We start from the raw sequence: 19,823 nt of genomic DNA on the forward strand, positions 1-19,823 counted from the left end.
GTTTGCGGAGTCTGCCGCTCAGGCAGATTCCTGTTTTGCCCGTTTTGGCGGTGGGGAGCCGCCATCCGAAGAACTTTCAGAGGGGGGAGCGCGGTGAACGGCAAGATAACGTTGCAGCATACCTTAAAACAGCAGCTGAATGTCCACCTGGTGCAGCAGATGCATCTCTTGCAGCTGAGCAGTATGGATTTGACCAATTTTGTTGCCCAGGCTGTAGAAGCCAATCCGGTGCTGGACTTTCCCTGGACCGAGGAAGAAGCCCGGTCCTACCGTCCTGCCTATCAGGGGGACACGGACGAGAATGAGGATATGCCCGACCCGGTGGAAAACGCCAAAAAGCAGGACTATACCCTGCAGCAATATTTGGAAGTCCAATTGGGCTGCCAAAAGCTGGACGAAACCCAGCGGCGGCTGACCCGGTACATTGCCGGAACCCTGGATGCCCGGGGCTATTGGACGGAAAATTCCCTGGATACGGCCAAGGCCTTCGGGGTTACCGAAGACCAGGTGTGGCAGGCCCTGGAAAAAATCCAAAGCCTGGAGCCTGCCGGGGTGGGGGCCCAGAATTTCCAGGAATGTCTTTTGCTCCAGCTTTGCCAGCAGGATGGGGATACCTGCCTGGCCAAACGCATTGTCAAGGAAGGCCTGGAGCAGCTGGCCGGCAATCAGATTCCGGCCCTGGCCAGCCAGTTCCATACCACCAAGCAGAAAATCCTGGCCGCCCGGGACCAGATTCTGAAGCTGAACCCTAAGCCCGGCGCCGGCTTTGCCTCGGGCAGTCCCGTGCTGTACCAGCGGGAAGACGCCTTTGTGGAAGCTACGGAGAAGGGCCTGAAACTCACGGTTTACGACAATTGGGGCGGCAAGTTCACCCTGAACCAGGAATACGTCCAGCTGTCTAAAACTACTACAAATAACCAGGTAAAGGACTACCTGAAAGAGCAGCTGGGCAAGGCCCGGCAGCTCCAGCAGCTCCTGGCCGAGCGGCACCATACCCTGGTACTGGTGTTCCACGCCCTGGTGACCCACCAGGAACCCTTTTTCCGGGAAGGCCCAGGACACCGGCAGCCGCTGAAGCTGGCGGACCTGGCAGAAGAAACGGGCATGAGCATTTCCACCATCAGCCGGGCTCTGAGCCACAAGTACATTGCCTGCAAATGGGGCTCCTTTCCGGCGGACTCCTTCTTGGTGAATGCAGGGACTACGGAAACCCAGCAGGTCATCACCGATGAGAAGTTCGAGCACCTGATTCGGTCCATCATTGACGCCGAAGACAAGAAACATCCCCTTAGCGATCAGGGCATCTGCCAAAAACTGGAAGAGCAGGGCATCAAGGCCGCCCGGCGGACGGTGAACAAGTACCGGACAAAAATGGGAATTGGCGATAAGTCTGCACGGAAAAAATGGGAATAAGACAGGATAAAAACAGGCTGTGAACCCTGCGCTGGCAGGACTCACAGCCTATTTCTATTCTATTTTTCAGGAGGGGATAGTTATTTCTTTTGCAGGTTTTCCAGAACGGGATCAATGATTTGTTCCCATTGGGTGGGAGCCTTGTCGATGAACATTTCCGCAAAGTTGAAGTCCACCAGGGATTCGTGCACGGCCTTGGAAGCTTCCGTCATCCGGGGAACAATGCCCGCATCTTCCAGCAGGGCAATGGAGCCCTTCAGTTCGGCGGCCCGCCGTTTGGCATGGACGCCGGTGCCGGTCACCAGCCGGTTCAGGTGGGATTCGAAAGAAGTGCCGTCCATGGACTTGCCAATGGAGGCCACCACTTCGTCCGCTACCCCGTAGGCATGGGCCCCTTCCAGCATTTCAATCATCAGGCTGGCAATGCCCTTCATGAAGATGGAGCGCACCAGTTTGATGGCAGAAGCGGAACCGGCCACTTCCCCTGCCAGGGTAATGTCCATATGGTAGGGGGCCATGGTTTCCTTGAAGGCAGCAGCCCCGTTGCCACTGGCCGTAATGGGCACCTGGTGTTTCTTTTTAGGCAGGGAACCCAGCATGGCGGCATCGGTAAAGAGAACGCCGGTGGCTTTGATTTCTTCCCAGATGGTCTTTTTGATGGCCGGGGTGGAAGCGGATACGTCCACATAATGCTGGCCAGGTTTCAGAACTCCTTTGATTTCTTCGCAAACCCCCAGAGTAAAGGAAGAAGGCACCGCTGCAAAAATCACGTCCGCCCATTGGGCAATGGCCGTGGAGCTGTCCACCAGTTCTACATGGGCTTCTTCTGCACGCTTGTGCACCAACTTGCCCATCATTGGGTCATTCTGCAGAGCGTCATGGGCCTTGATCCCGTGGAGCCCTTCCCCATACAGCCCTAACGCAATGTTGTATGCTGCTTCACCAAAGCCAATAAATCCTACGTTCATCGTTTTGCCTCCTTATAAATGGAATAAAGTCGTTATTCGTAATTTTCAGTATCTTCGTTAACTTTATTCTACCGTATATAAAGAACAAAGGGAAACAGTTATAAATTGAACTGGCAACAAAAATAATTTGTCATTAATGGTTTCCCTTTCCTGCATAAAAAACTCCAGCAGGCCTATCGGGGGGGATAGGACTGCCGGAGTTTTTTCTTCTATGCAAAGGAGTGAAACTAATGAAATTAACGAAAGGAATTATTGTTCCTGCTGCCAGATGACCCGGCCTGCCCGGAGGGTGGTGTAGGGGAGCAGCTGCTGGGTGCCGGTGCGTTCGTTGCCAGCAGAATCGGCGAAGGTTACAGGCCCTTCCTGGAGCTTGCACAGCACCAGGTCAGCGCAGTAGCCCGGGGCCACCTTGCCGATGGTATCCTCCAGCCCCAGGACCTTGGCCGGGGTGGTGGTGACGCTGGTGAGCACCTGGGAAAGGCTCATGCCCATATTGAGCAGTTTGGACATGCACCGGGGCAGGTCCCACATGGCTGGTTCCTTATGGAAGGTGGTAATGGTGGAGTCGCTGCTGATGATGTCCGGGTAGAAGCCGTCCTTAAAGGCGCCTTCTGCTGCCGGGAAATTGAAGTTCACCCGGCCGTTGCCTACGTCAAACAGGACGCCCCGCTGCCGAGCTTCCAGGATTTCCGGTTCCACGTGGCCGTTTTCCCCTAGAAGGGTCCGGCCGGAACCATGGTACACATGGCTGAAGATATCCCCAGGCCGCAGCAGGCTAGCCACTTTCCCCATGCTTTCCGGAGGATTGGTGGTGTGGACGCAGACGGGCAGCCCCAGGGCTTCGCCCATTTCTACGGCTTTTTGGAGCGGCCGCAGCCTCAGGTCCCCCACGATGTTTTGGCTGATCCGGACCTTCAGGCCCCGGATTTCCCCAGGATAGGCATCCAGCAGGGCTTCCATTTTCCCCAGGTCCAGGACCTTGTCGTCCAGGGGTTCGTTGATGCCCCGGCCTGGCTGGCCTACAGGAGAAATGTTCAGGTAGCTGTGGAGCCGGAGCTTTTTGCCCACTAGGTCACAGGCGTGGAGGGCGGCGTAGTTGGCGTAGCCCGCCGTGCCCATGTCGCAGGCCGTGGTGACGCCGGCTTCTGCCAGCCGGTTGGCGTCCAGGCCAAAGCCGCTGCCGTGGCGGAACAGGTGTACATGGTAGTCCACAAAGCCCGGAAACACGTAGTTCCCCTGGGCGTCCAGCACCTTCCGGGCCGCCGGTACGGCGGCTTCTTCCGGCAGGACTTCCACAATTTTATCCCGGTTCACCAGAACGGTGCCCCGGCTTTCCCGCCCGGTTTCCGTATCCAGCAGCCGGGCGTTTTTGATACTTACATCAAACATAGGCGCATCTCCTTAATAGAACGGCCAAATCATGGGGATAACCACGATACAAGTGACCATAAATACCAGGGCCAGGCCGATGTTGCTCTTGAGATAATCCGAGAACTTGTAGCCACCGTAGGAGTAGATCAGGTTGGCCGGCGGGCAGGCAATTGGCGTCAGGATAGACATGGTGGAAGCGATACCCAGCACCATAACCAGGGCAGAGGGGATAACCCCAATGGACCGGGCCACAGCAATAACAATGGGCATCAGGAGGGTTACGGTTACTACGTTGGACATGAACTGGGTCATCACCATGGTGAGCAGGAAGATGACTACGGTAATGAAGTACACATTGGTGGAGCCGCCGATCAGGGTGATCAGCAGGTTGGCAATCTGCTGGGCAGCGCCGGTCTTTTTCAGGGCCGTGGCCAGGGGCACCATACCGCCTAACAGGATAACGGTCTGAATGCTGACCAGCTGGTAGGCCTGCTTTTCGGTGAAAATTCCGCAGCACACATCAGCTACAGCGCCGATAATGGCTACCATGTAGGAAGGAATACCGGTCTGTTTTTCAAAAATCATACCGATAAATACCAGGAGCATAATGATGATGGAAGCATTTTGTTTAAACTTGGAAACTTGTTTGATTTCCTTGTGGGAGGAGAACAGGGCATCATCGAAGCCCTTCATTTTGATGTCCGGCAGGAAGCGGTAGCCGATAAAGTACATATATACCATCATGATGATGGTCAGGGGCAGGCCGATTTTGCCGATTTCAAAGAAACCGAACGGGTAGCCCAGTTCCAGAATTTGGTTGCCGATGAGCACGTTGATGGCCGCATCGCCCACCAGGGTCAGACGGCCGCCGCACATGGAGCCTAGGAAGGCACACATTAACAGCTTGGAATGGCTGAACCCGGTCCGGGCGCAGATACCCATGATAATGGGGATGAACACGGCAACGGTGCCGGAGTTGGAAACGGCGGAAGAAAGAATGCTGGAAAGCAGCAGAATGGCCATGATGAGCTGCCGTTCCGTTTTGGCATACTTGGTGACCGTGTGGGCAATCTTGTCGCAGACCCCGGTTTCAAACAGGGCGGACCCTACGATGACCACGCCAATCAGCATCAGGATGGTGGTACTGGCAAAGCCGGCAATGGCTTCTTTGGGGGTGACCAGACGGGTGAGCACCAGGGCAATCATGGACAGCATAATGGTCAGGTTGACCGGAATCTTTTCCATCAGGAAGGAGATGACGGCCAGTACCAGAATGATAATGGCAATAGTAGCAGGGGTGAACATGATATTCCTCCTTAAATCCAAAAGTTTGTGAGAAATGTAAAAATAAATAGAAATTTCAATATAACAGCCTTAAAAAAAGAGCGCAGAGGACTGCTCTGCGCCCTGAGGTTCGCCTGTAAAGGAGGGGCTGATTATGTCCTGTTCACCCTTGAGGGCCTGAATTAAAAGGAGGGGACCTTTTGCAATTCGTGTCTACAGGAAAGGCTTCTCAAGAGTAAACAATCCATAATCTATAACAAGCAAAAGCTGAGTAATTAGAAGTCAAACATACCGGCCGGTTTGGTATTGGGTTTCTTGGTGTCGGTATAGGTTTTGGCTGTTTCATAATCGATATCGTGGATCGGCCAGGTAGGTTCCTTGCCTTCGTATACTTCCTGCACGCCCATGGCGGAGAAGTAGCTGGCACGGTGGGCAGCTTCCTGGGTGTTGCCGCCGATATGCGGGTACATGATGACGTTGTCCAGGGTCAGGAGCGGCAGGTTAGGATCCACCGGTTCCTTCTTCAGGGCATCTAGGCCAGCGCCGGCAATGGTGCCGTTCTTGCAGGCTTCGTACAGGGCATCTTCATCCACGCAGCCGCCCCGGGCAGTGTTGATCAGGAAAGCGGTGGGTTTCATCATAGCCAAGGTTTCGGCATTCACAATGTGATGGGTAACCGGGGTATTGGGGATATGGATGGATACGTAGTCGCTTTCTTTGAAGATCCGGTCCAGGTCCCGTACCACTTCAACCCCATCGGGGAAGTCAGCAGCCGGTTTGTAGGGATCGTAAGCCAGTACGTTCATTTCCATGCCCAAAGCCCGTTTGGCCAGGCGACTGCCGATGTTGCCGCAGCCGATGATGCCCAGGGTCTTGCCGTTAATGGTATTCTTGCGCACCTTCAATTTTGCTTTGTAGTAGTCGTTGACCCAGGTCTTGTGCAGCACGGTTACGTTGCGGCTGCATTCCAGAATCAGCAGCATAGCGGTTTCGGCTACGGAAGTGGAGTTGGCCACCGGAGCATACAGGGCTTGTACGCCATTGTCGTGGCAGGCCTTTACGTCCAGGGCGTCGAAGCCGGCACCGTGACGGACAATAACCTTCAGGTTGGGGTTGGATTCGATAACTTCCCGGGTAATCGGGGTAATCCGGACAATCATGGCATCCGGTTGGTATTCTTTCATATCTGCCAGTACATCGGCAGTTTCAAAGCCGCGGCTGGCAATCAGGGTATGGCCAGCATCTTCCAGCAGTTTGCGGCCTTCAGACATAATTTCTTGAGGCAGTAAAATTTTCCAAGGCATGTTCGTTAGCTCCTTTATTAACCTTTGTACATTCCGTCGATGATTTCTACGCCTTTGTCAGCCAGGCGCTTGTCAACCCATTCTCTCTTGGAGTTGCCGGTTTGGGCAGCCACCAGTTTGGCTTCGTCCTGAGCTTGGAAAGCTTTGGCAGCTTCCAGTACAGTTTCGCCTTCCTGCCAAGGAATCACGATAACGCCGTCTTCGTCCATGACGATGATGTCGCCGGGGTTAATGCTGATGCCGCCGCAGGAGATAGGAACGTTGATTTCGCCGGGGCCTTCTTTGTAGGGGCCGCCAGGGTTGGTGCCGGTAGCGTAGATAGGATAGGTCATTTTGCGGACGGCGTCGATATCCCGGATAGGACCATCGATGATGATGCCGCCGATGTTCTTGGAACCGCCGTAGGTGAACATGATTTCGCCAATCAGGGAACGGTATTCTTCGCCGCCATCGTTGGAAACGATCAGTACATCACCGGGTTTGGCCATGTTCAGAGCCTTGTGCAGCATCAGGTTGTCCCCGGAACGGGTTTTGATGGTGAGAGCCCGGCCTACGTTGATGGGATCCTTGGGGCTGCTTTGCAGTTTGATGCGGGGATGCATACCAACCAGACGACCCATGGTGTCGGAGATGTTGGCAGCAGGGATGGTTTTGAAAGCATCCAGCAGTTCTTGAGCAACTTCCGGTTTTTGCAGGAATACGCGATTTCCAATAGACATTTACAATTCCTCCTTGAAATACATAACGGTTTGCAATCAAATGGCAATTCGTAATTTTCTGTTTTATTGCTTGCAACCGTATAATACCTTTTGACAACCACAAAGTAAAACAGTTATAATTTGGAGGAGGAACAAAATAATTTTGTGGCTAAGAGAATTTACCGGGGCGCCTGGCCCAAGGAGCACCGGAACTTGGCATCAAGGAGGACCCTATGGATCTGGAAAGCTTATACTACTTTAAAGAACTGATCCGGAACCTGAACATGACCCAGACAGCCAAACGGCTGTTCCTGTCCCAGCAGACCCTGAGCAACCACATTGCCCGGCTGGAAAAGTGGTGCGGTATCCCGCTGTTCTACCGGAAACCCCGGCTGACCCTGACCACCGCCGGTTTTTCCCTGCTGCAATTTGCCGACAAGGTGCTGAACCAGGAGCAGGAATTCAAGGAAGTGCTGTCGGATATTGCCGAAGAAGCCCGGGGCACCATTCGCTTTGGGGCCAGCTTCATCCGCTACAATATTGCCCTGCCGGCGGTGCTGCCGGACCTTACCAGGCGCTACCCCCATGTGTCCATGGACCTGACGGACGATACCTCGGATCATCTCCAGTCCCAGCTTTTGGAAGGGAATCTGGACGTAATCCTCTCCGTACGTAACGAAAATATTCCCGGCCTCAGCAGCACCCTGCTGCTGGCCAACCAAATTTATCTGCTGGTATCCGACCGGCTGCTGAAAAAATACTATGGGGCGGAAACGGAAATTATCAAGGAACGCTCCCGGCACGGAGCCCATTTGAAAGACTTTGCCAAGCTGCCCTTTTTGATGCTGACACCCCCCAACCGGATGGGCACCATCTTGACCAACTGCTTTGAGGAAGCAGGCTGCGCACCCCAGGTGTATATCCGCACGGACCACCTGCGCATGAGCGAAACCATTTCGTCCAAGGCACTGGCCGCCACCTTCAGTACCACCATGCCCCTCAATAAGACCAAAAAGCAGCTGGCCTCCGACGTGAACATCTTTCCTTTACTGTACAAGGAAAAGCCCGTGTACCACAACCTGTACCTGGCCTACTTCAAGAATCGGTACCACGCCCGGTATTTGAAGTACTTCATTGAACTGCTGGAAAACTATTTTAAGAATGTGGAAACCATGGACCCCAGTTACGTCCATAAACCGGAACCGGGCGTGGAATAAACGCCTATACGCCAAAGGGCCGGGGCCTGTACGTGAAGTACAGGCCCCGGCCCTTGGTTGTTTTTCCCTAGAAAAGGAGCTATATGGAGGTAGATAGTACGCAATAGGCAGAAACCATGGTCAAACAAAAACTGACCGGGTTACTTCTGAAAATTGTTTGCGAAAAAGTACTTTAATATTCGGGAAATAAAATGGCTTATTCGAAATCGAAATACGCCATCGGATCCCAGTCCAGCATACTGGGAACTTTGCTAGAGAATGCCTTAGAAACGAATAAATCCAGCAGCAAACCTTCAAAATCAAAACCTTCTTTGGCGGCACTAGAGACCATTTTCTTATCCATTTCCATAAGCTTCATCCTCCTTTTTTTGTTCGGTTAATATCGAACTATCTTTATTATACTCATTTTTGCGTTCGTGACTAGTACTTCACATTTCCTTCACAAAAAAGCGGTTGCTCACTTTTATAATTGTAAACAGTTTAACGGAATTTGAGAAAATTTGACGTAGGATTTTTCACCGCAAGCAACGAGGCAGAAAGCTGAATGTATTTCTGATTCGTTTCTCTCGATAGGCTTGTGCTTATAATTAGGCCCTGCTGCCCCCATCCGAGGCGCTGTGCGCCCCACCTTCTCTTGAACACGCCCCATCTGCGCCTTTGGAATTCTTATGATAGGCGCATCTTCCCCATTTCAGCTGCTCCACAGCTGAAACGGAGAAGACAGGCAGCCGGAGGCCGCAAAACATGGATGAACTTCCTCAGTCATCCCTACGGGCTGACAGCCCCTCAGTGGTTCGCAGCTAGCTGTTCATCTTCGCTCAGAGAGCTTGATTCACAGGCTGCTATCACATGGCTCACATTAGCCAAGAGCCTTTTGACTAACGGATTTGCTCTTGGATGTGAGCGCAACGCTTTGGATGGGCCGGTCTTAGGCCCATACTGGTCGTGTGTTAAACGGGTTTTGAGATGAAATCACGGTATGTAAATACTAATACTACCTTTCTTTGTCACTTGACCAGTGGTGGCCTGGAAGCCTCTTTCAAGCGTGAAAGAGGTGTCAGTCACTGCGTGACTGACGGAGAAAGTTTAATACTCAGCATTTCGCGGCCATCGGCCGCTGCCTTCCACTTACCTGTTCGCTGCGTAGCGAACAGGAGAAGAAGAAGGGTGGCTACGCCCCAAGAATAAAACGTAGCCGGGATGGGTTTCAAATCCAGGATGCCCGGAGGGCCGAACCACACTACACCCCGCAGACCGCACTACCCTTTCACAAATTTTATTTGTAGCACACCCAAAATATCTATGTTTTACTTTGTTATAGTCTCAAGTTATCATACAATTGCCAAAAATGCAAAGACTGAAAATTACTAATTTACATTTCATTCCATCGCGGGTGAAATAGAAAGGGGGACCGTTACACAGCAGTTTCCGTTTTGGCGGTGCAGCCGCGGGCTGCCCAAAACGGCAGGCAAAATGAAGGGAAACCGGAGAGCCGGCTTTCCGAACCAAGCATTGGCAATCAAGAAAGGATGACGACAATGACTCCTATGGCATTGGCATTAGGTATTCTATTTATCACGATTTTGCTATTTATCTGGGAACCCATTCCCATTGCAGTTACTGCTATCTTAGCTTCCATTTCCTACGGCGCCCTGGGCATTGTGAAAATGAGCACAGTGTTCTCCGGCTACGACAACAACACCAACATCTTGCTGGCCGGCATGATGGTGGTCGGTTCTTCCCTGTTCCACACCGGCATCACCGACAAGATTGGTGAAAAGATGATTGCCATTACCGGCAAAAGCGAACGGAACATTATCCTGGCAACCCTGATCGTTTCCTGCATCCTGAGCTCCGTGTGCAGTAACATCGGCGTTATGGTTGCTATGGCTCCCCTGGTAACGGCCATGGCCGAATCTGCCGGCGTAGGTCCTTCCCGGGCCCTGCTGGGCCTGCTGTTTGGTGCCCAGTTTGGCGGCTTCGTAACCCTGGTAGGCGTAGGCTCCAACGCTGCTGCCGCCGCTGCCATGGGCAAGCTGGGTCTGGTACCCTTCGGCTTCTTCAGCATTACCCCCTTCGGCATCGGCGTGTGCATTGTGGGTACCCTGTACTTCACCTTCATCGGTTCCAAGATGATTCCCGATACCGGCTACGTTCCTGAATTTGCCCAAATCGAAAAGAAACCCCTGAACAAACAAAAAGCCACCATCGCCGCCCTGACCATGATTGTGGTGCTGATTATCATCGCCAGCGGCAGCAAGGCCCTGCCCATGCACGTGGCTGCTGTACTGGGTGCCTGCGTTATCGTGGGAACCCGCTGCATGACCATCAAGGATGCCTTCAAGGCCATTGACTGGAACTGCTTGATTTTGGTAGGCGCCCTGGGCGTCATTTCCGAAGGCGTAAAGGACAGCGGTGCAGGCCAGGCCGTTGCCGACCTGATTATCGCCATTTTGGGCAACAACCCCAGCCCCTTCATGATTTCTACTGTCATGTTTGTAGCTGCTGCCGGACTGACCCAGATTATGTCCAACATTCCCACCATCCTGGTGTTCATGCCCATCGGCGTGTCCATTGCCCAGCAGATTGGCGTCAGCCCGTACCCCATTGCCATGATCATCACCCTGGCCGGTGCTGCTTCCTATGCAACCCCCTTTGCCGCACCCCAGAACATGATGACCGTAGGCTGGACCCAATACAAGTTCATGGACTTTGTGAAGATTGGTCTGCCCATGGTAATCCTCACCTATCTGGTGGTGGTAGGGCTGATCCCCATTTTCCTGCCGTACTAAGTAAAGTTAGGGGATTGTGAAAAAATCCTTGATGCATTTAAGCAGCGAAATTCCCTCCGATATTGGTCAGCTAATGTCTGAACTATAGCGTTAGGGTTGATAAATACTGGAACCTTGACGGGTATGAGCGGCCCCTCCAAATGTTGCGCTCACATCCAAGAGCAAATCAGTTAGTCGAAAAGCTCTTGGCGAATGTGAGCCATGTGATAGCAGCCTGTGAATCAAGCTCTCTGAGCGAAGATGAACAGCTAGCTGCGAACCACTGGAGGGGCTGTCATCCTATAGGATGACTGAGGAAGTTTAATTTTTTCACAATCCTTTTTTTCTCAAGGCAAAGCTACCTGCAAAAGAAGGAGAACCAACATGGATGTAAAAGGTATTTATGACGTACACGTACATACAGCTCCCGATGTGAGCAAACGGAAATTCACGGATCCCGAACTGGCTGCCCGGCTGGAAGCAAAGGGCATGGCCGGCTTTTTGGTGAAAAACCACTTTACGGAAACCGCCGCCCGGGCTGCCCTGCTCCAGGCCCAGTTCCCCAAACTGAAGATTATCGGCGGCATTGTACTGAACCGGACCGTAGGCGGCTTTAACCCCTACGCCGTGGAAAATTGCGCTAAGCTGGGGGGCCAGGTAGTCTGGCTGCCCACCCTGGAAGCCCGCAGCTACCAGAAAAAGAAACATCCGGGAATGAGCGACCAGGAGGCTGCTGCCTATCTCACCGCCTTGGATGACAACGGCCAGCTGGTGCCCGGCATCAGCGAAATCCTGGATATTGTCAAAGCCTACGATATGGTCCTTGCCACCGGCCACGTCAGCGCCGAAGAAGGTATGGCCGTGCTCAAGGCCGCCCATGACAAGGGCATCCAGAAACTGGTGGCCACCCATGTGGACGGCGCAGCGGACTACTACACCACTGAGCAGCTGAAGCAGGCGGCAGCCTTGGGTGCCATGACGGAACACTGCTACTTCAATATCCAGGCCGGCCATATTACCCCGGCAGAAATGGCAGAGCGGATCCGTGCCGTAGGCGCCGAACAGGTGGTCCTGTCCACGGATGTGGGCCAGCCCGCATCCCCCTATCCGGATGAAGCCCTGAGCAAGCTGGGCGACCTGCTGCTGGCCGAAGGCATCACCCCGGAAGAACTCCACATCATGCTGGTGGACAACCCCGCCCGGTACTATACCCGGGCCCTGTAAACACCACAACCCCTGGTTGTGCAGCGGCAAAGAAACACTGTTTTACATAAAGGGCAAAACCCTCTAGAATAGGGAACACAAGGCAGAAAGGGACTGTACACCCTTTCTGCTGCGGCCTCTAAGGGGTTTAACCCCGCCCTCTGAACATCCCCGGAACCACGCTCCGGGGATGTTTTTTCGTTCCCGTAAAACAAAATAATTTTGTGACAAATCCCGAAAAACGGAGATGTATGATATAAAGAAACTTAAAGAAGTATCCCTGGCGGGTCAAGAAAAGTTCTTTTGCGGCCGCAGGCCGCCTGCCTTCTCCTTACCTGTTCGCTGTGCGGACAGGTAAGGGGGAAGGGTGGCTGCGCTCCAAGAAAGTGAGCGCAGCCGGGATGGGGTTTGCTGCCAATCTGCCCGAAGGGCGCCCAAACCTCTACCCTGTAGGGGAGAGGAAAGCAGCACTACCTTTTTCTGAAGGTAGTGCTGTAGGAGAGGGGATACCCGGCACCACATCACTTCAGGTTCGCGGACCGCACCACCAAAGTGAACCATAAACCAACCAGCCTACATCAACCTTTATTTAAATCAACAAAATTTCTTTGTGGATTTTCCCCAATATTATTGTTTCACATTGTTGACACAATAAGATATCATACAATTACGAAAAGTGAATGACTGAAAATTATAAATTCACATTAGATTCTCGGAACTGTCTATTTCAAGGAGGAATTGTAAATGTCTATTGGAAATCGTGTATTCCTGCAAAAACCGGAAGTTGCTCAAGAACTGCTGGACGCTTTCAAGAAAATCCCCTGTGCTAATATCTCTGACACCATGGGCCGTCTGGTAGGGATGCATCCCCGCATCAAACTGCAAAGCAATCCTCCGGATCCCGTAAACGTAGGCCGGGCTCTCACCATCAAAACCCGTTCCGGGGACAACCTGATGCTGCACAAGGCCCTGAACATGGCCAAAGCTGGTGATGTGCTGATCGTTTCCAACGATGGCGGCGAAGAATACCGTTCCCTGATTGGCGAAATCATGTTCACCTACGGCGGTTCCAAGAACATCGGCGGCATCATCATCGATGGTCCTATCCGGGATATCGACGCTGTCCGCAAAATGACCTATCCCATCTACGCTACAGGCACCAACCCCGACGGTCCCTACAAAGAAGGCCCTGGCGAAATCAACGTGCCCATCTCCTGCGGCGGTATCAGCATTAACCCTGGCGACATCATCGTTATGGACCAGGACGGCGTTATCGTGATTCCCTGGCAGGAAGGCGAAACCGTACTGGAAGCTGCCAAAGCTTTCCAAGCCCAGGACGAAGCCAAACTGGTGGCTGCCCAAACCGGCAACTCCAAGAGAGAATGGGTTGACAAGCGCTTGGCCGATAAAGGCGTCGAAGTCATCGACGGCATGTACAAAGGCTAAGCCCTAGGTAAGGCTATTACAGGAAGCTGCCAGGACTGGAGACCTGGCAGACTCCTGAGAGCAAAACAATTTGTGGAAAGCGGCTGGAGAGGAAGAGGGTTTCCAAAATTCGCCGCTTTCACTGGAGCACAAATTGGCAGCTGAGGGTTCCCGTACCGGGTAGAGGGTCCGGTACGGAGAATCTAAGGCAAACAAAAAGCAAGTTTGTTTATGGTTGAACGCAATAATTTTTCTATCTTGAAGAAAGCAATGAGGTGCGAAGATGACAGTTAAACAGTTACTCGATATGCTGATGATGATCTGCATGTTCATGCTGCTGGGCTGGGGCGTGCGTGAAATTGTAAAACCCCTGCAAAAATTATTCCTCCCGGCATCCCTGATCGGCGGCCTGCTGATGCTGGCAGCCGGCCAACAAGGCTTGGGCATTTATGAAATCCCCAAAGTTATGGGCGGCGTTCCCGGCGTTTTGATCAACGTAGTAATGGCTTCCCTGGTATTTGGCGTAAGCTTCAACAAAGAAAAAATCCATTCCTATTTGGACTACATCTGCCTGCCTATGCCGGCTTTCGGTATGCAAATGTGCATCGGCACCCTGCTGGGCGCCCTGCTCCGTGACATTTGGCCGGGCCTGCCCCTGGGCTGGGGCGTAATGGGTGTGTTCTCCTTCCACGGCGGCCATGGTACTGCAGCCGCTGCCGCAGCTTCCTTTGAAAAGCTGGGCATTGAAGGCAACATGGCTGTAGGTATGGTGCTGTCCACCGTAGGTCTGATTGTGGCCATGGTTGTTGGTATGGCCCTGGTAAACTTCGGCGTCCGCAAAGGCTGGGGCACCTACGTAAAGGAACCCAAGAAGCAGCCGCCCCAATTCTACGGCGGTGCACTGCCGGAAAATGAACGCAAATCCACCGGTACTACCGTTACCACCGGTATCAGCATCAACCACCTGGCCCTGCAATGCGCTTGGCTGCTGGGTTCCCTGTTCCTGGGCACCTGCATCTTCAAGTTCCTGGGCACCTACATTCCTTTCTTCAAGATTCTCCCCAGCGTGCTCCACGGCGTTATCGGCGGTGCTGTAGGCTGGAAACTCATCGAAGTGTTCCATCTGGAAAAATTTGTTGACCTGAAGACCATCAAAATGCTCAGCGGCTTCTTCCTGGAACTGGTAGTATTCACCGCTATGGCTACCCTGAACCTGAAGTTCATCGCTACCTATGCACTGGCCCTGGCCATCTACTCCATCGTCCTGACTGCCCTGACCGTACCCCTGGTATTGTTCTGCGCCAAGACCTTTGCCCAGGAAGAATGGTTTGAAAAAGCCGTTATGTGCTTCGGCGCTGCTACCGGCAACACCTCCACCGGCCTGGCTCTGGTTCGTGCCATCGACCCGGATTCCCAATCCCATGCAGGTGACAGCCACGGCGTATATTCTACCCTGATGAGCTGGAAAGATGCCTTCGTAGGTCTAACTCCTATCTGGCTGATGAGCGGCGTTGGTCTTACCGCCGGCGTTGGTGCCGCCATCTTCGTAGTATTCATGGCCTGCGGGTTCATCTTCTTCAACACCCACAGAAAACTGAAATGGTAAGCGCATAGGGAACTTTCCCCGTTAAAAAAACAGCTTGCGGACTCCTGAACGAGTCTGCAAGCTGTTTTTTGTTGTTTAAGACGGACCATATTATTTGATCAGCCTGGGGGCATGGCCCAGTTCTTCCAGCATCCGGGTTAAGAGGTACATCCGGGGCACCACGCTGGGCACCAGGGCACATTCCTGGGGGGTATGGTTCTTGCCGCCCTTTACGGCTCCAAAACCGTCCACGCAGACGGCCCCTGCGGCCGCAGCCCAGTTGGCGTCCGAGGAGCCGCCCACATCCCGGAGTACCAGCTTCCGGCCCAGTTCCCCGTAGATTTCCTGGGCCAGGGCGGTAAGCTCCCGGGTACCAGGGTTACTGGGGAAGGGCAGGCTGCCGATTTCCACCTGGGTATCCACGCTGGTGCCGGGAATGGAAGCCCGGAAGGCCAGCACTTCCACCGCCTTTTGGACCCGCTCCAGTTCCTGGGGATCCGTTACCCGAAGGTCCGCAATGGCGTGGGCTTCAGCAGGAATCACATTGTCCGCGTCCCCAGAGTGCATCACCGTAAAGTTGATGGTGGTACCCCGGGCCGGAGCCTCCAGGGCCTTAATGCCCTCAATCTGCCGGAGGCATTCCATCAGGGCGTTGGCACCCTTGTCCGGAGCGTTCCCCGCATGGGACGCAATGCCTTTGACGTTTACCAGGATCCGGCTGGCGCCTTTTCGGGAGGAAACCAGGCCGTCCCCTTCCTGGCCGGATTCGCAGCACAGGAAGCAGTCGTGCTGGGGCGCCAATTTGGCAATCAAATGCCGGCTGTCCGGCGAAGAAATTTCTTCGTCTGCATTAAACAGCAGGGTAATGGTGTCAAAGTCCGTATATTTAAACTGCCGCAGCAGTTTCAGGGCAAACACCATCATCAGAACCCCGCTTTTGCAGTCCGCCGCTCCAGGCCCCTTGGCCCAGTCCCCGTCAATGCGGAAGGGCCGCTCTGCGGCCGTACCCACCGGAAATACCGTGTCCAAATGGGCGCAGGCCATAATCTTGCCCTTTCCCTTGCCCTTAAAGGTCACCAGCAGATGACTGCCGTCCTCTGGATTTGCCATAGGGATCCGTTCCAGGCTGTCCGGGCGCAACGGCCGCAGCTCCTCCTCCAGGTAGTCCGCTACCCGGGCGATTCCCTTGCCGTTCCGGGAACCGCAGTCCACATTGACCACCTTCTGCCAGAGCTTTAGATATTCTGGCAGAAGCTTTTCACAGGCACTATATAACCTTATGTTTTTCACGAAACCACCTCCAAATGCATCTGCTTCTATTATACCGCAGAAACGCGGGTTCTGTTACAGTAGCAGAAACAAATTGCGCTCTGGTGTTAAGAGGGCGCAGTACAATACCTAAAAAAGAAGCAGGAAAAATAACCAGCATTTTTCCTGCTCCTTAACTATTCTACTTGCTCAATCCTTAAACGAAATGCCGTCAATGCCAATGGCTCCGTCCTGGGTCAGGATGCCGCCGCCGCCATCTACCCGGTTGGTGCCGGCCGGATAGAACAGCCCGTCCTTGTACAGGATACCGTTGGGCATACAGGACATTTCCCCAATATCTGGGGGCACAATCACCTTGTGGCCTTTGGCTTCCAGGAGGGCAATGGTATCCGGGGAGAACCCGTCTTCTAGCTCCAGTCCCTGTTCCTTGGTCAGGCAGCACGCTGGTGATAATCCGGGGACCGCCGGCGCAGCCTACTGCCAGCACCGGTTTGCCCTTTTGGAACACCAGGGTAGGACTCATGCTGGACAAGGGCGTCTTGCCCGGCCGCACGGCGTTGGCTTCCCCATAGGCCAGGCCTTGGGTGGTCTTGACCCCCACTTTCGGGCTGAAATCGGCCATGGCGTTGTTCAGGACAAAGCCCCGTTTGGGCAGCACCACCCCGCAGCCCCACCAGTTCCGAATGGTCTGGGTTTGGGCAAAGGCGTTGCCGTATTGGTCCATGATGGAGAAGCTGGTGGTGCAGCCCGGATATTCCCTGGCCTCGATACCTTCGGTGGGCGCAAATTCCTGGGCGTGGTCCAGATCAATCTTGGTCGCCAGTTCCTTGGCGTATTCCTTGGAAAGCAGCTTGTCCGAATGGATTTTGACGAAATCCGGATCCCCCATGGCCACGGACCGGTCGGCAAACATCAGCTTCATGGTCTCGGCAATCACGTGGGTGGCAGCTGCCGAATGGAAGCCCATTTTCTTCAGGTCGAAGTTTTCCAGGATGTTCAGCATTTGGATAATGTGGGTGCCGCCGGAGGAAGGAGGCGCCATGGAAATAATATCATAGCCCTGGTAGGTGCCCCGGACCGGAATCCGTTTCTTGGGCTGGCAGTTGGTCAGGTCTTCCTTGCACAGGAGCCCCAGATTCTTATTGGCATATTCTACGATTTCCTCTGCAATGGGACCGTTGTAGAACCAATCCACGCCGTTAGCCGCAACCTGTTCCATGGTGTCGGCCAGGGCCGGGTTTACAACCAGGTCCCCAAATTCCCGGGGCTCGCCGTCCTTCAGGTACAGCTCGCTGAAGCCTTCGTAGGCCGCCTTGTTGTGCACGGCTTCCGTGGTATCCGATACCCTGGCGTAGGTAAAGCCGCAGCGGAAGCCGTACCGGGCCAACTTGATGGCCGGGGCAGAAACCTGTTCCCAGGTCATGGTGCCGAATTTCTGCAGCAGGTTGTCCATGGCCTTGTACAGGGCAGGAACGGCTACAGAACGGCCGGAGAACTCCGTCAGGTTCAGGTCCACATTCCCGTCCTTGTCCAGGAACATATCCTGGTAGGCGTGCAGGGGAGCCACCCCCCGGGCGTCCACGCAGTAGAATTCGTTGCTTTCCTTGTGGTAGAACACGTGGAAGCAGCCGCCGCCGATGCCGGAATGGTAGGGTTCTACCACGCCCAGCACCAGGGAAACGGCGCAGGCCGCATCAAATACGTTGCCCCCCTGCCGGAGAATTTCCAGCCCTGCCTGGGCCGCATAGGGGCTGTTGGTGGAAACAGCCCCCTTGCTCCCGTAGGGATAGGGACGATAGAAGAAAATGTCATTGAGCTGATAACCAAGATAAGGATGATTCGGCATGATTGATTGACCTCCTTCAAAAATCAGGCTTGTTGGGCTTGGGCTTTAGTAACCGCATAGCCCACAATATAGCTGACAGCAATGGTGGGATACACCACGTTGAAAGTAGAGTTGAGACCGGCGAAAATCCAGGCCAGGGCCACGATAATCCCTGCGGCAATGCTGTACAGGGAAGCCTTGGCAGTAACCTCTTTCCAGAACATCCCGGCGATGACCGTAAAGCTGAAAGGCGCGTACACCAGGTAGTTCAAGGTCAGGAACATATTGACCATTTGGGCGGAAGGAATCAGGAAACCTACGCACAGGGAAATGTAGGCAACGATGATGGTCCCTTTCCGGGATACCTGCAATACCTGCTTATCTGTGGCCTGGGGATTGATTTGCGTAGAGTAAACGTTGGAAATTACCGTACCGGTGGCCATCATCATGGTGGCCATGGTGGCTGCCACAATCATGGTGATGACGGCGAAGATAATGCCGGCCAGCAGCGGGCTGGTCAGGTGGGCAATGCTCCAGGCAAAGGCACTGGCCCCATCACCCAGGCTGTTGGTATTGGCTTTGGCCATCATGCCGATGATGGCCGTCAGGATGCAGATAGGACCGGCAATGACGTAGCCCAGTACGCAGCCCCAGGTGGCGTCGTGGTCGCTTTTGGCGGCGAACATGGGCTGCAGGGCGGCCTGACTGACGATGCTGGTGAGAGCGCCGCCCAGGGCCCAGGCGATGATCTGCTGAACGGGCATGGCGGTCAGGTTGTTGTAGCCTTCAGGTAGTTTGGCTAGCAGGCCGCTGTAGCCGTGGAAGTCGTCCAGGTTGGTTACTACAAAACCAATCAACAGGATATAGGTGGCAATGCACACAATCCGGCCGATGATGTCGGAGCCCTTCATACCGGCAAAGCCCGTGTAGGCGGCGGCAATGGTAACCCCAATCAGCATGGCCCAGTTGATGCTGATGCCCGGCAGCACCATTTGGATTACGGAGGCTACCGTTTTCAGTTGGATGGGAATATACAAGATACCAAAAATAATCCAGATGTAGGCCTGCACCTTGGAAACAGAAGCCCCGTACCGTTCCCGCAGGAACACGGGCAGGGAACTGGCTTTCATGTACTTGCGCATGGGTTTGGCCAGTACAGCCATCAGGATGAAATAGAGACCGCCGGCAATGGAGTACTAGCAGCCGGCGATGCCCATGGTATAGCCGTTTTGGGCAGCCCCTACAATGCTCATGCCGCCAATCTGCCAGGCTCCCAGCATGGCACCTACGGAAAAGATGCCCATGGAGCGGTCACTGCCGTTCCACTGGTCGGACTGGGTAATGCGGGTACCGGCATAGATGCCCAGGCCTACGATCAGCATAAAGGTGATGATCCAGCTTGCCAATAACATAACGAAGACTCCTTTCTGATAAAAACACCGTAAAATAAAATCATACAAAACAGGGTAAGACAAATTCCCAATGATTTC

The 19,823-nt window shown here is 53.9% G+C and carries 16 protein-coding genes; 6 read left to right on the forward strand and 10 right to left on the reverse strand.

Annotated features, from left to right (window positions below):
• Window positions 1–93: 93 nt before the first annotated feature.
• Window positions 94–1,413 (forward strand): RNA polymerase factor sigma-54, encoded by a 1,320-nt coding sequence (rpoN, locus tag DW089_RS03930; RefSeq protein ID WP_105326544.1) that lies wholly within the window; start codon window positions 94–96, stop codon window positions 1,411–1,413.
• Between the two features lie 80 nt (window positions 1,414–1,493).
• Here the strand turns inward: rpoN and DW089_RS03935 are convergent, their stop codons facing one another.
• From DW089_RS03935 to DW089_RS03955, 5 genes are all read right to left on the reverse strand, one after another.
• Entirely contained in the window at window positions 1,494–2,381 is an 888-nt protein-coding gene (locus DW089_RS03935) for a DUF1932 domain-containing protein (protein WP_105326543.1), read from the reverse strand.
• A gap of 249 nt (window positions 2,382–2,630) precedes the next feature.
• Entirely contained in the window at window positions 2,631–3,770 is a 1,140-nt protein-coding gene (locus DW089_RS03940; RefSeq protein WP_105326542.1) for an amidohydrolase family protein, read from the reverse strand.
• A gap of 12 nt (window positions 3,771–3,782) precedes the next feature.
• Complete coding sequence (locus DW089_RS03945; protein WP_105326541.1) at window positions 3,783–5,057, reverse strand: SLC13 family permease; 1,275 nt, start codon at window positions 5,055–5,057, stop codon at window positions 3,783–3,785.
• Between the two features lie 254 nt (window positions 5,058–5,311).
• Window positions 5,312–6,340, reverse strand: a complete 1,029-nt coding sequence (locus DW089_RS03950; RefSeq protein ID WP_118286819.1) for a hydroxyacid dehydrogenase — start codon at window positions 6,338–6,340, stop codon at window positions 5,312–5,314.
• A gap of 17 nt (window positions 6,341–6,357) precedes the next feature.
• A complete protein-coding gene (locus DW089_RS03955) occupies window positions 6,358–7,059 on the reverse strand; it encodes an RraA family protein (protein ID WP_105326539.1) in 702 nt (233 codons plus the stop codon).
• Between the two features lie 212 nt (window positions 7,060–7,271).
• Between DW089_RS03955 and DW089_RS03960 the strand changes: the two genes are divergently transcribed.
• The gene (locus DW089_RS03960; RefSeq protein WP_118286820.1) at window positions 7,272–8,255 is read left to right on the forward strand and encodes a LysR family transcriptional regulator; all 984 of its coding nucleotides are present in this window, start codon (window positions 7,272–7,274) and stop codon (window positions 8,253–8,255) included.
• Between the two features lie 196 nt (window positions 8,256–8,451).
• Here the strand turns inward: DW089_RS03960 and DW089_RS11325 are convergent, their stop codons facing one another.
• Window positions 8,452–8,604 carry a hypothetical protein gene (locus DW089_RS11325; RefSeq protein ID WP_158572323.1) on the reverse strand — a complete coding sequence of 51 codons (153 nt, stop codon included), beginning with the start codon at window positions 8,602–8,604 and terminating at the stop codon, window positions 8,452–8,454.
• Between the two features lie 1,189 nt (window positions 8,605–9,793).
• Here DW089_RS11325 and DW089_RS03965 point away from each other — a divergent pair.
• From DW089_RS03965 to DW089_RS03980, 4 genes are all read left to right on the forward strand, one after another.
• Complete coding sequence (locus tag DW089_RS03965) at window positions 9,794–11,047, forward strand: SLC13 family permease (RefSeq protein ID WP_118286821.1); 1,254 nt, start codon at window positions 9,794–9,796, stop codon at window positions 11,045–11,047.
• Between the two features lie 363 nt (window positions 11,048–11,410).
• Window positions 11,411–12,250, forward strand: coding sequence for a DUF6282 family protein (locus DW089_RS03970; protein ID WP_118286822.1), 840 nt, complete (start codon window positions 11,411–11,413; stop codon window positions 12,248–12,250).
• Between the two features lie 723 nt (window positions 12,251–12,973).
• On the forward strand, window positions 12,974–13,675 hold the full coding sequence (locus DW089_RS03975; RefSeq protein ID WP_118286823.1) for an RraA family protein: 702 nt from the start codon (window positions 12,974–12,976) through the stop codon (window positions 13,673–13,675).
• Between the two features lie 262 nt (window positions 13,676–13,937).
• A complete protein-coding gene (locus DW089_RS03980; RefSeq protein WP_118286824.1) occupies window positions 13,938–15,260 on the forward strand; it encodes a sodium/glutamate symporter in 1,323 nt (440 codons plus the stop codon).
• Window positions 15,261–15,350: 90 nt separating this feature from the next.
• Here the strand turns inward: DW089_RS03980 and DW089_RS03985 are convergent, their stop codons facing one another.
• The 4 genes from DW089_RS03985 to DW089_RS11435 form a co-directional block, all read right to left on the reverse strand.
• A complete protein-coding gene (locus DW089_RS03985) occupies window positions 15,351–16,529 on the reverse strand; it encodes a M20 family metallopeptidase (RefSeq protein ID WP_118286825.1) in 1,179 nt (392 codons plus the stop codon).
• A gap of 190 nt (window positions 16,530–16,719) precedes the next feature.
• Window positions 16,720–18,354 carry a gamma-glutamyltransferase gene (gene ggt, locus DW089_RS03990; RefSeq protein ID WP_199614559.1) on the reverse strand — a complete coding sequence of 545 codons (1,635 nt, stop codon included), beginning with the start codon at window positions 18,352–18,354 and terminating at the stop codon, window positions 16,720–16,722.
• Window positions 18,355–18,377: 23 nt separating this feature from the next.
• Window positions 18,378–19,496 carry a hypothetical protein gene (locus tag DW089_RS03995; protein ID WP_199614561.1) on the reverse strand — a complete coding sequence of 373 codons (1,119 nt, stop codon included), beginning with the start codon at window positions 19,494–19,496 and terminating at the stop codon, window positions 18,378–18,380.
• A gap of 33 nt (window positions 19,497–19,529) precedes the next feature.
• Window positions 19,530–19,745, reverse strand: a complete 216-nt coding sequence (locus DW089_RS11435; RefSeq protein WP_199614563.1) for a hypothetical protein — start codon at window positions 19,743–19,745, stop codon at window positions 19,530–19,532.
• Window positions 19,746–19,823: the final 78 nt, after the last annotated feature.

This window comes from Acidaminococcus sp. AM05-11, assembly GCF_003472805.1.
Lineage (GTDB): Bacteria > Bacillota > Negativicutes > Acidaminococcales > Acidaminococcaceae > Acidaminococcus > Acidaminococcus hominis.

Bases quoted from the DNA above. Each gene is read 5' to 3' on its own strand.
- DW089_RS03935 (WP_105326543.1), bottom strand. From the start codon at position 2,381: ATGAACGTAGGATTTATTGGCTTTGGTGAAGCAGCATACAACATTGCG.
- DW089_RS03940 (WP_105326542.1), bottom strand. From the start codon at position 3,770: ATGTTTGATGTAAGTATCAAAAACGCCCGGCTGCTGGATACGGAAACC.
- DW089_RS03945 (WP_105326541.1), bottom strand. From the start codon at position 5,057: ATGTTCACCCCTGCTACTATTGCCATTATCATTCTGGTACTGGCCGTC.
- DW089_RS03950 (WP_118286819.1), bottom strand. From the start codon at position 6,340: ATGCCTTGGAAAATTTTACTGCCTCAAGAAATTATGTCTGAAGGCCGC.
- DW089_RS03955 (WP_105326539.1), bottom strand. From the start codon at position 7,059: ATGTCTATTGGAAATCGCGTATTCCTGCAAAAACCGGAAGTTGCTCAA.
- DW089_RS03960 (WP_118286820.1), top strand. From the start codon at position 7,272: ATGGATCTGGAAAGCTTATACTACTTTAAAGAACTGATCCGGAACCTG.
- DW089_RS11325 (WP_158572323.1), bottom strand. From the start codon at position 8,604: ATGGAAATGGATAAGAAAATGGTCTCTAGTGCCGCCAAAGAAGGTTTT.
- DW089_RS03965 (WP_118286821.1), top strand. From the start codon at position 9,794: ATGACTCCTATGGCATTGGCATTAGGTATTCTATTTATCACGATTTTG.
- DW089_RS03970 (WP_118286822.1), top strand. From the start codon at position 11,411: ATGGATGTAAAAGGTATTTATGACGTACACGTACATACAGCTCCCGAT.
- DW089_RS03975 (WP_118286823.1), top strand. From the start codon at position 12,974: ATGTCTATTGGAAATCGTGTATTCCTGCAAAAACCGGAAGTTGCTCAA.
- DW089_RS03980 (WP_118286824.1), top strand. From the start codon at position 13,938: ATGACAGTTAAACAGTTACTCGATATGCTGATGATGATCTGCATGTTC.
- ggt (WP_199614559.1), bottom strand. From the start codon at position 18,354: ATGCCGAATCATCCTTATCTTGGTTATCAGCTCAATGACATTTTCTTC.
- DW089_RS03995 (WP_199614561.1), bottom strand. From the start codon at position 19,496: ATGGCTGTACTGGCCAAACCCATGCGCAAGTACATGAAAGCCAGTTCC.
- DW089_RS11435 (WP_199614563.1), bottom strand. From the start codon at position 19,745: ATGTTATTGGCAAGCTGGATCATCACCTTTATGCTGATCGTAGGCCTG.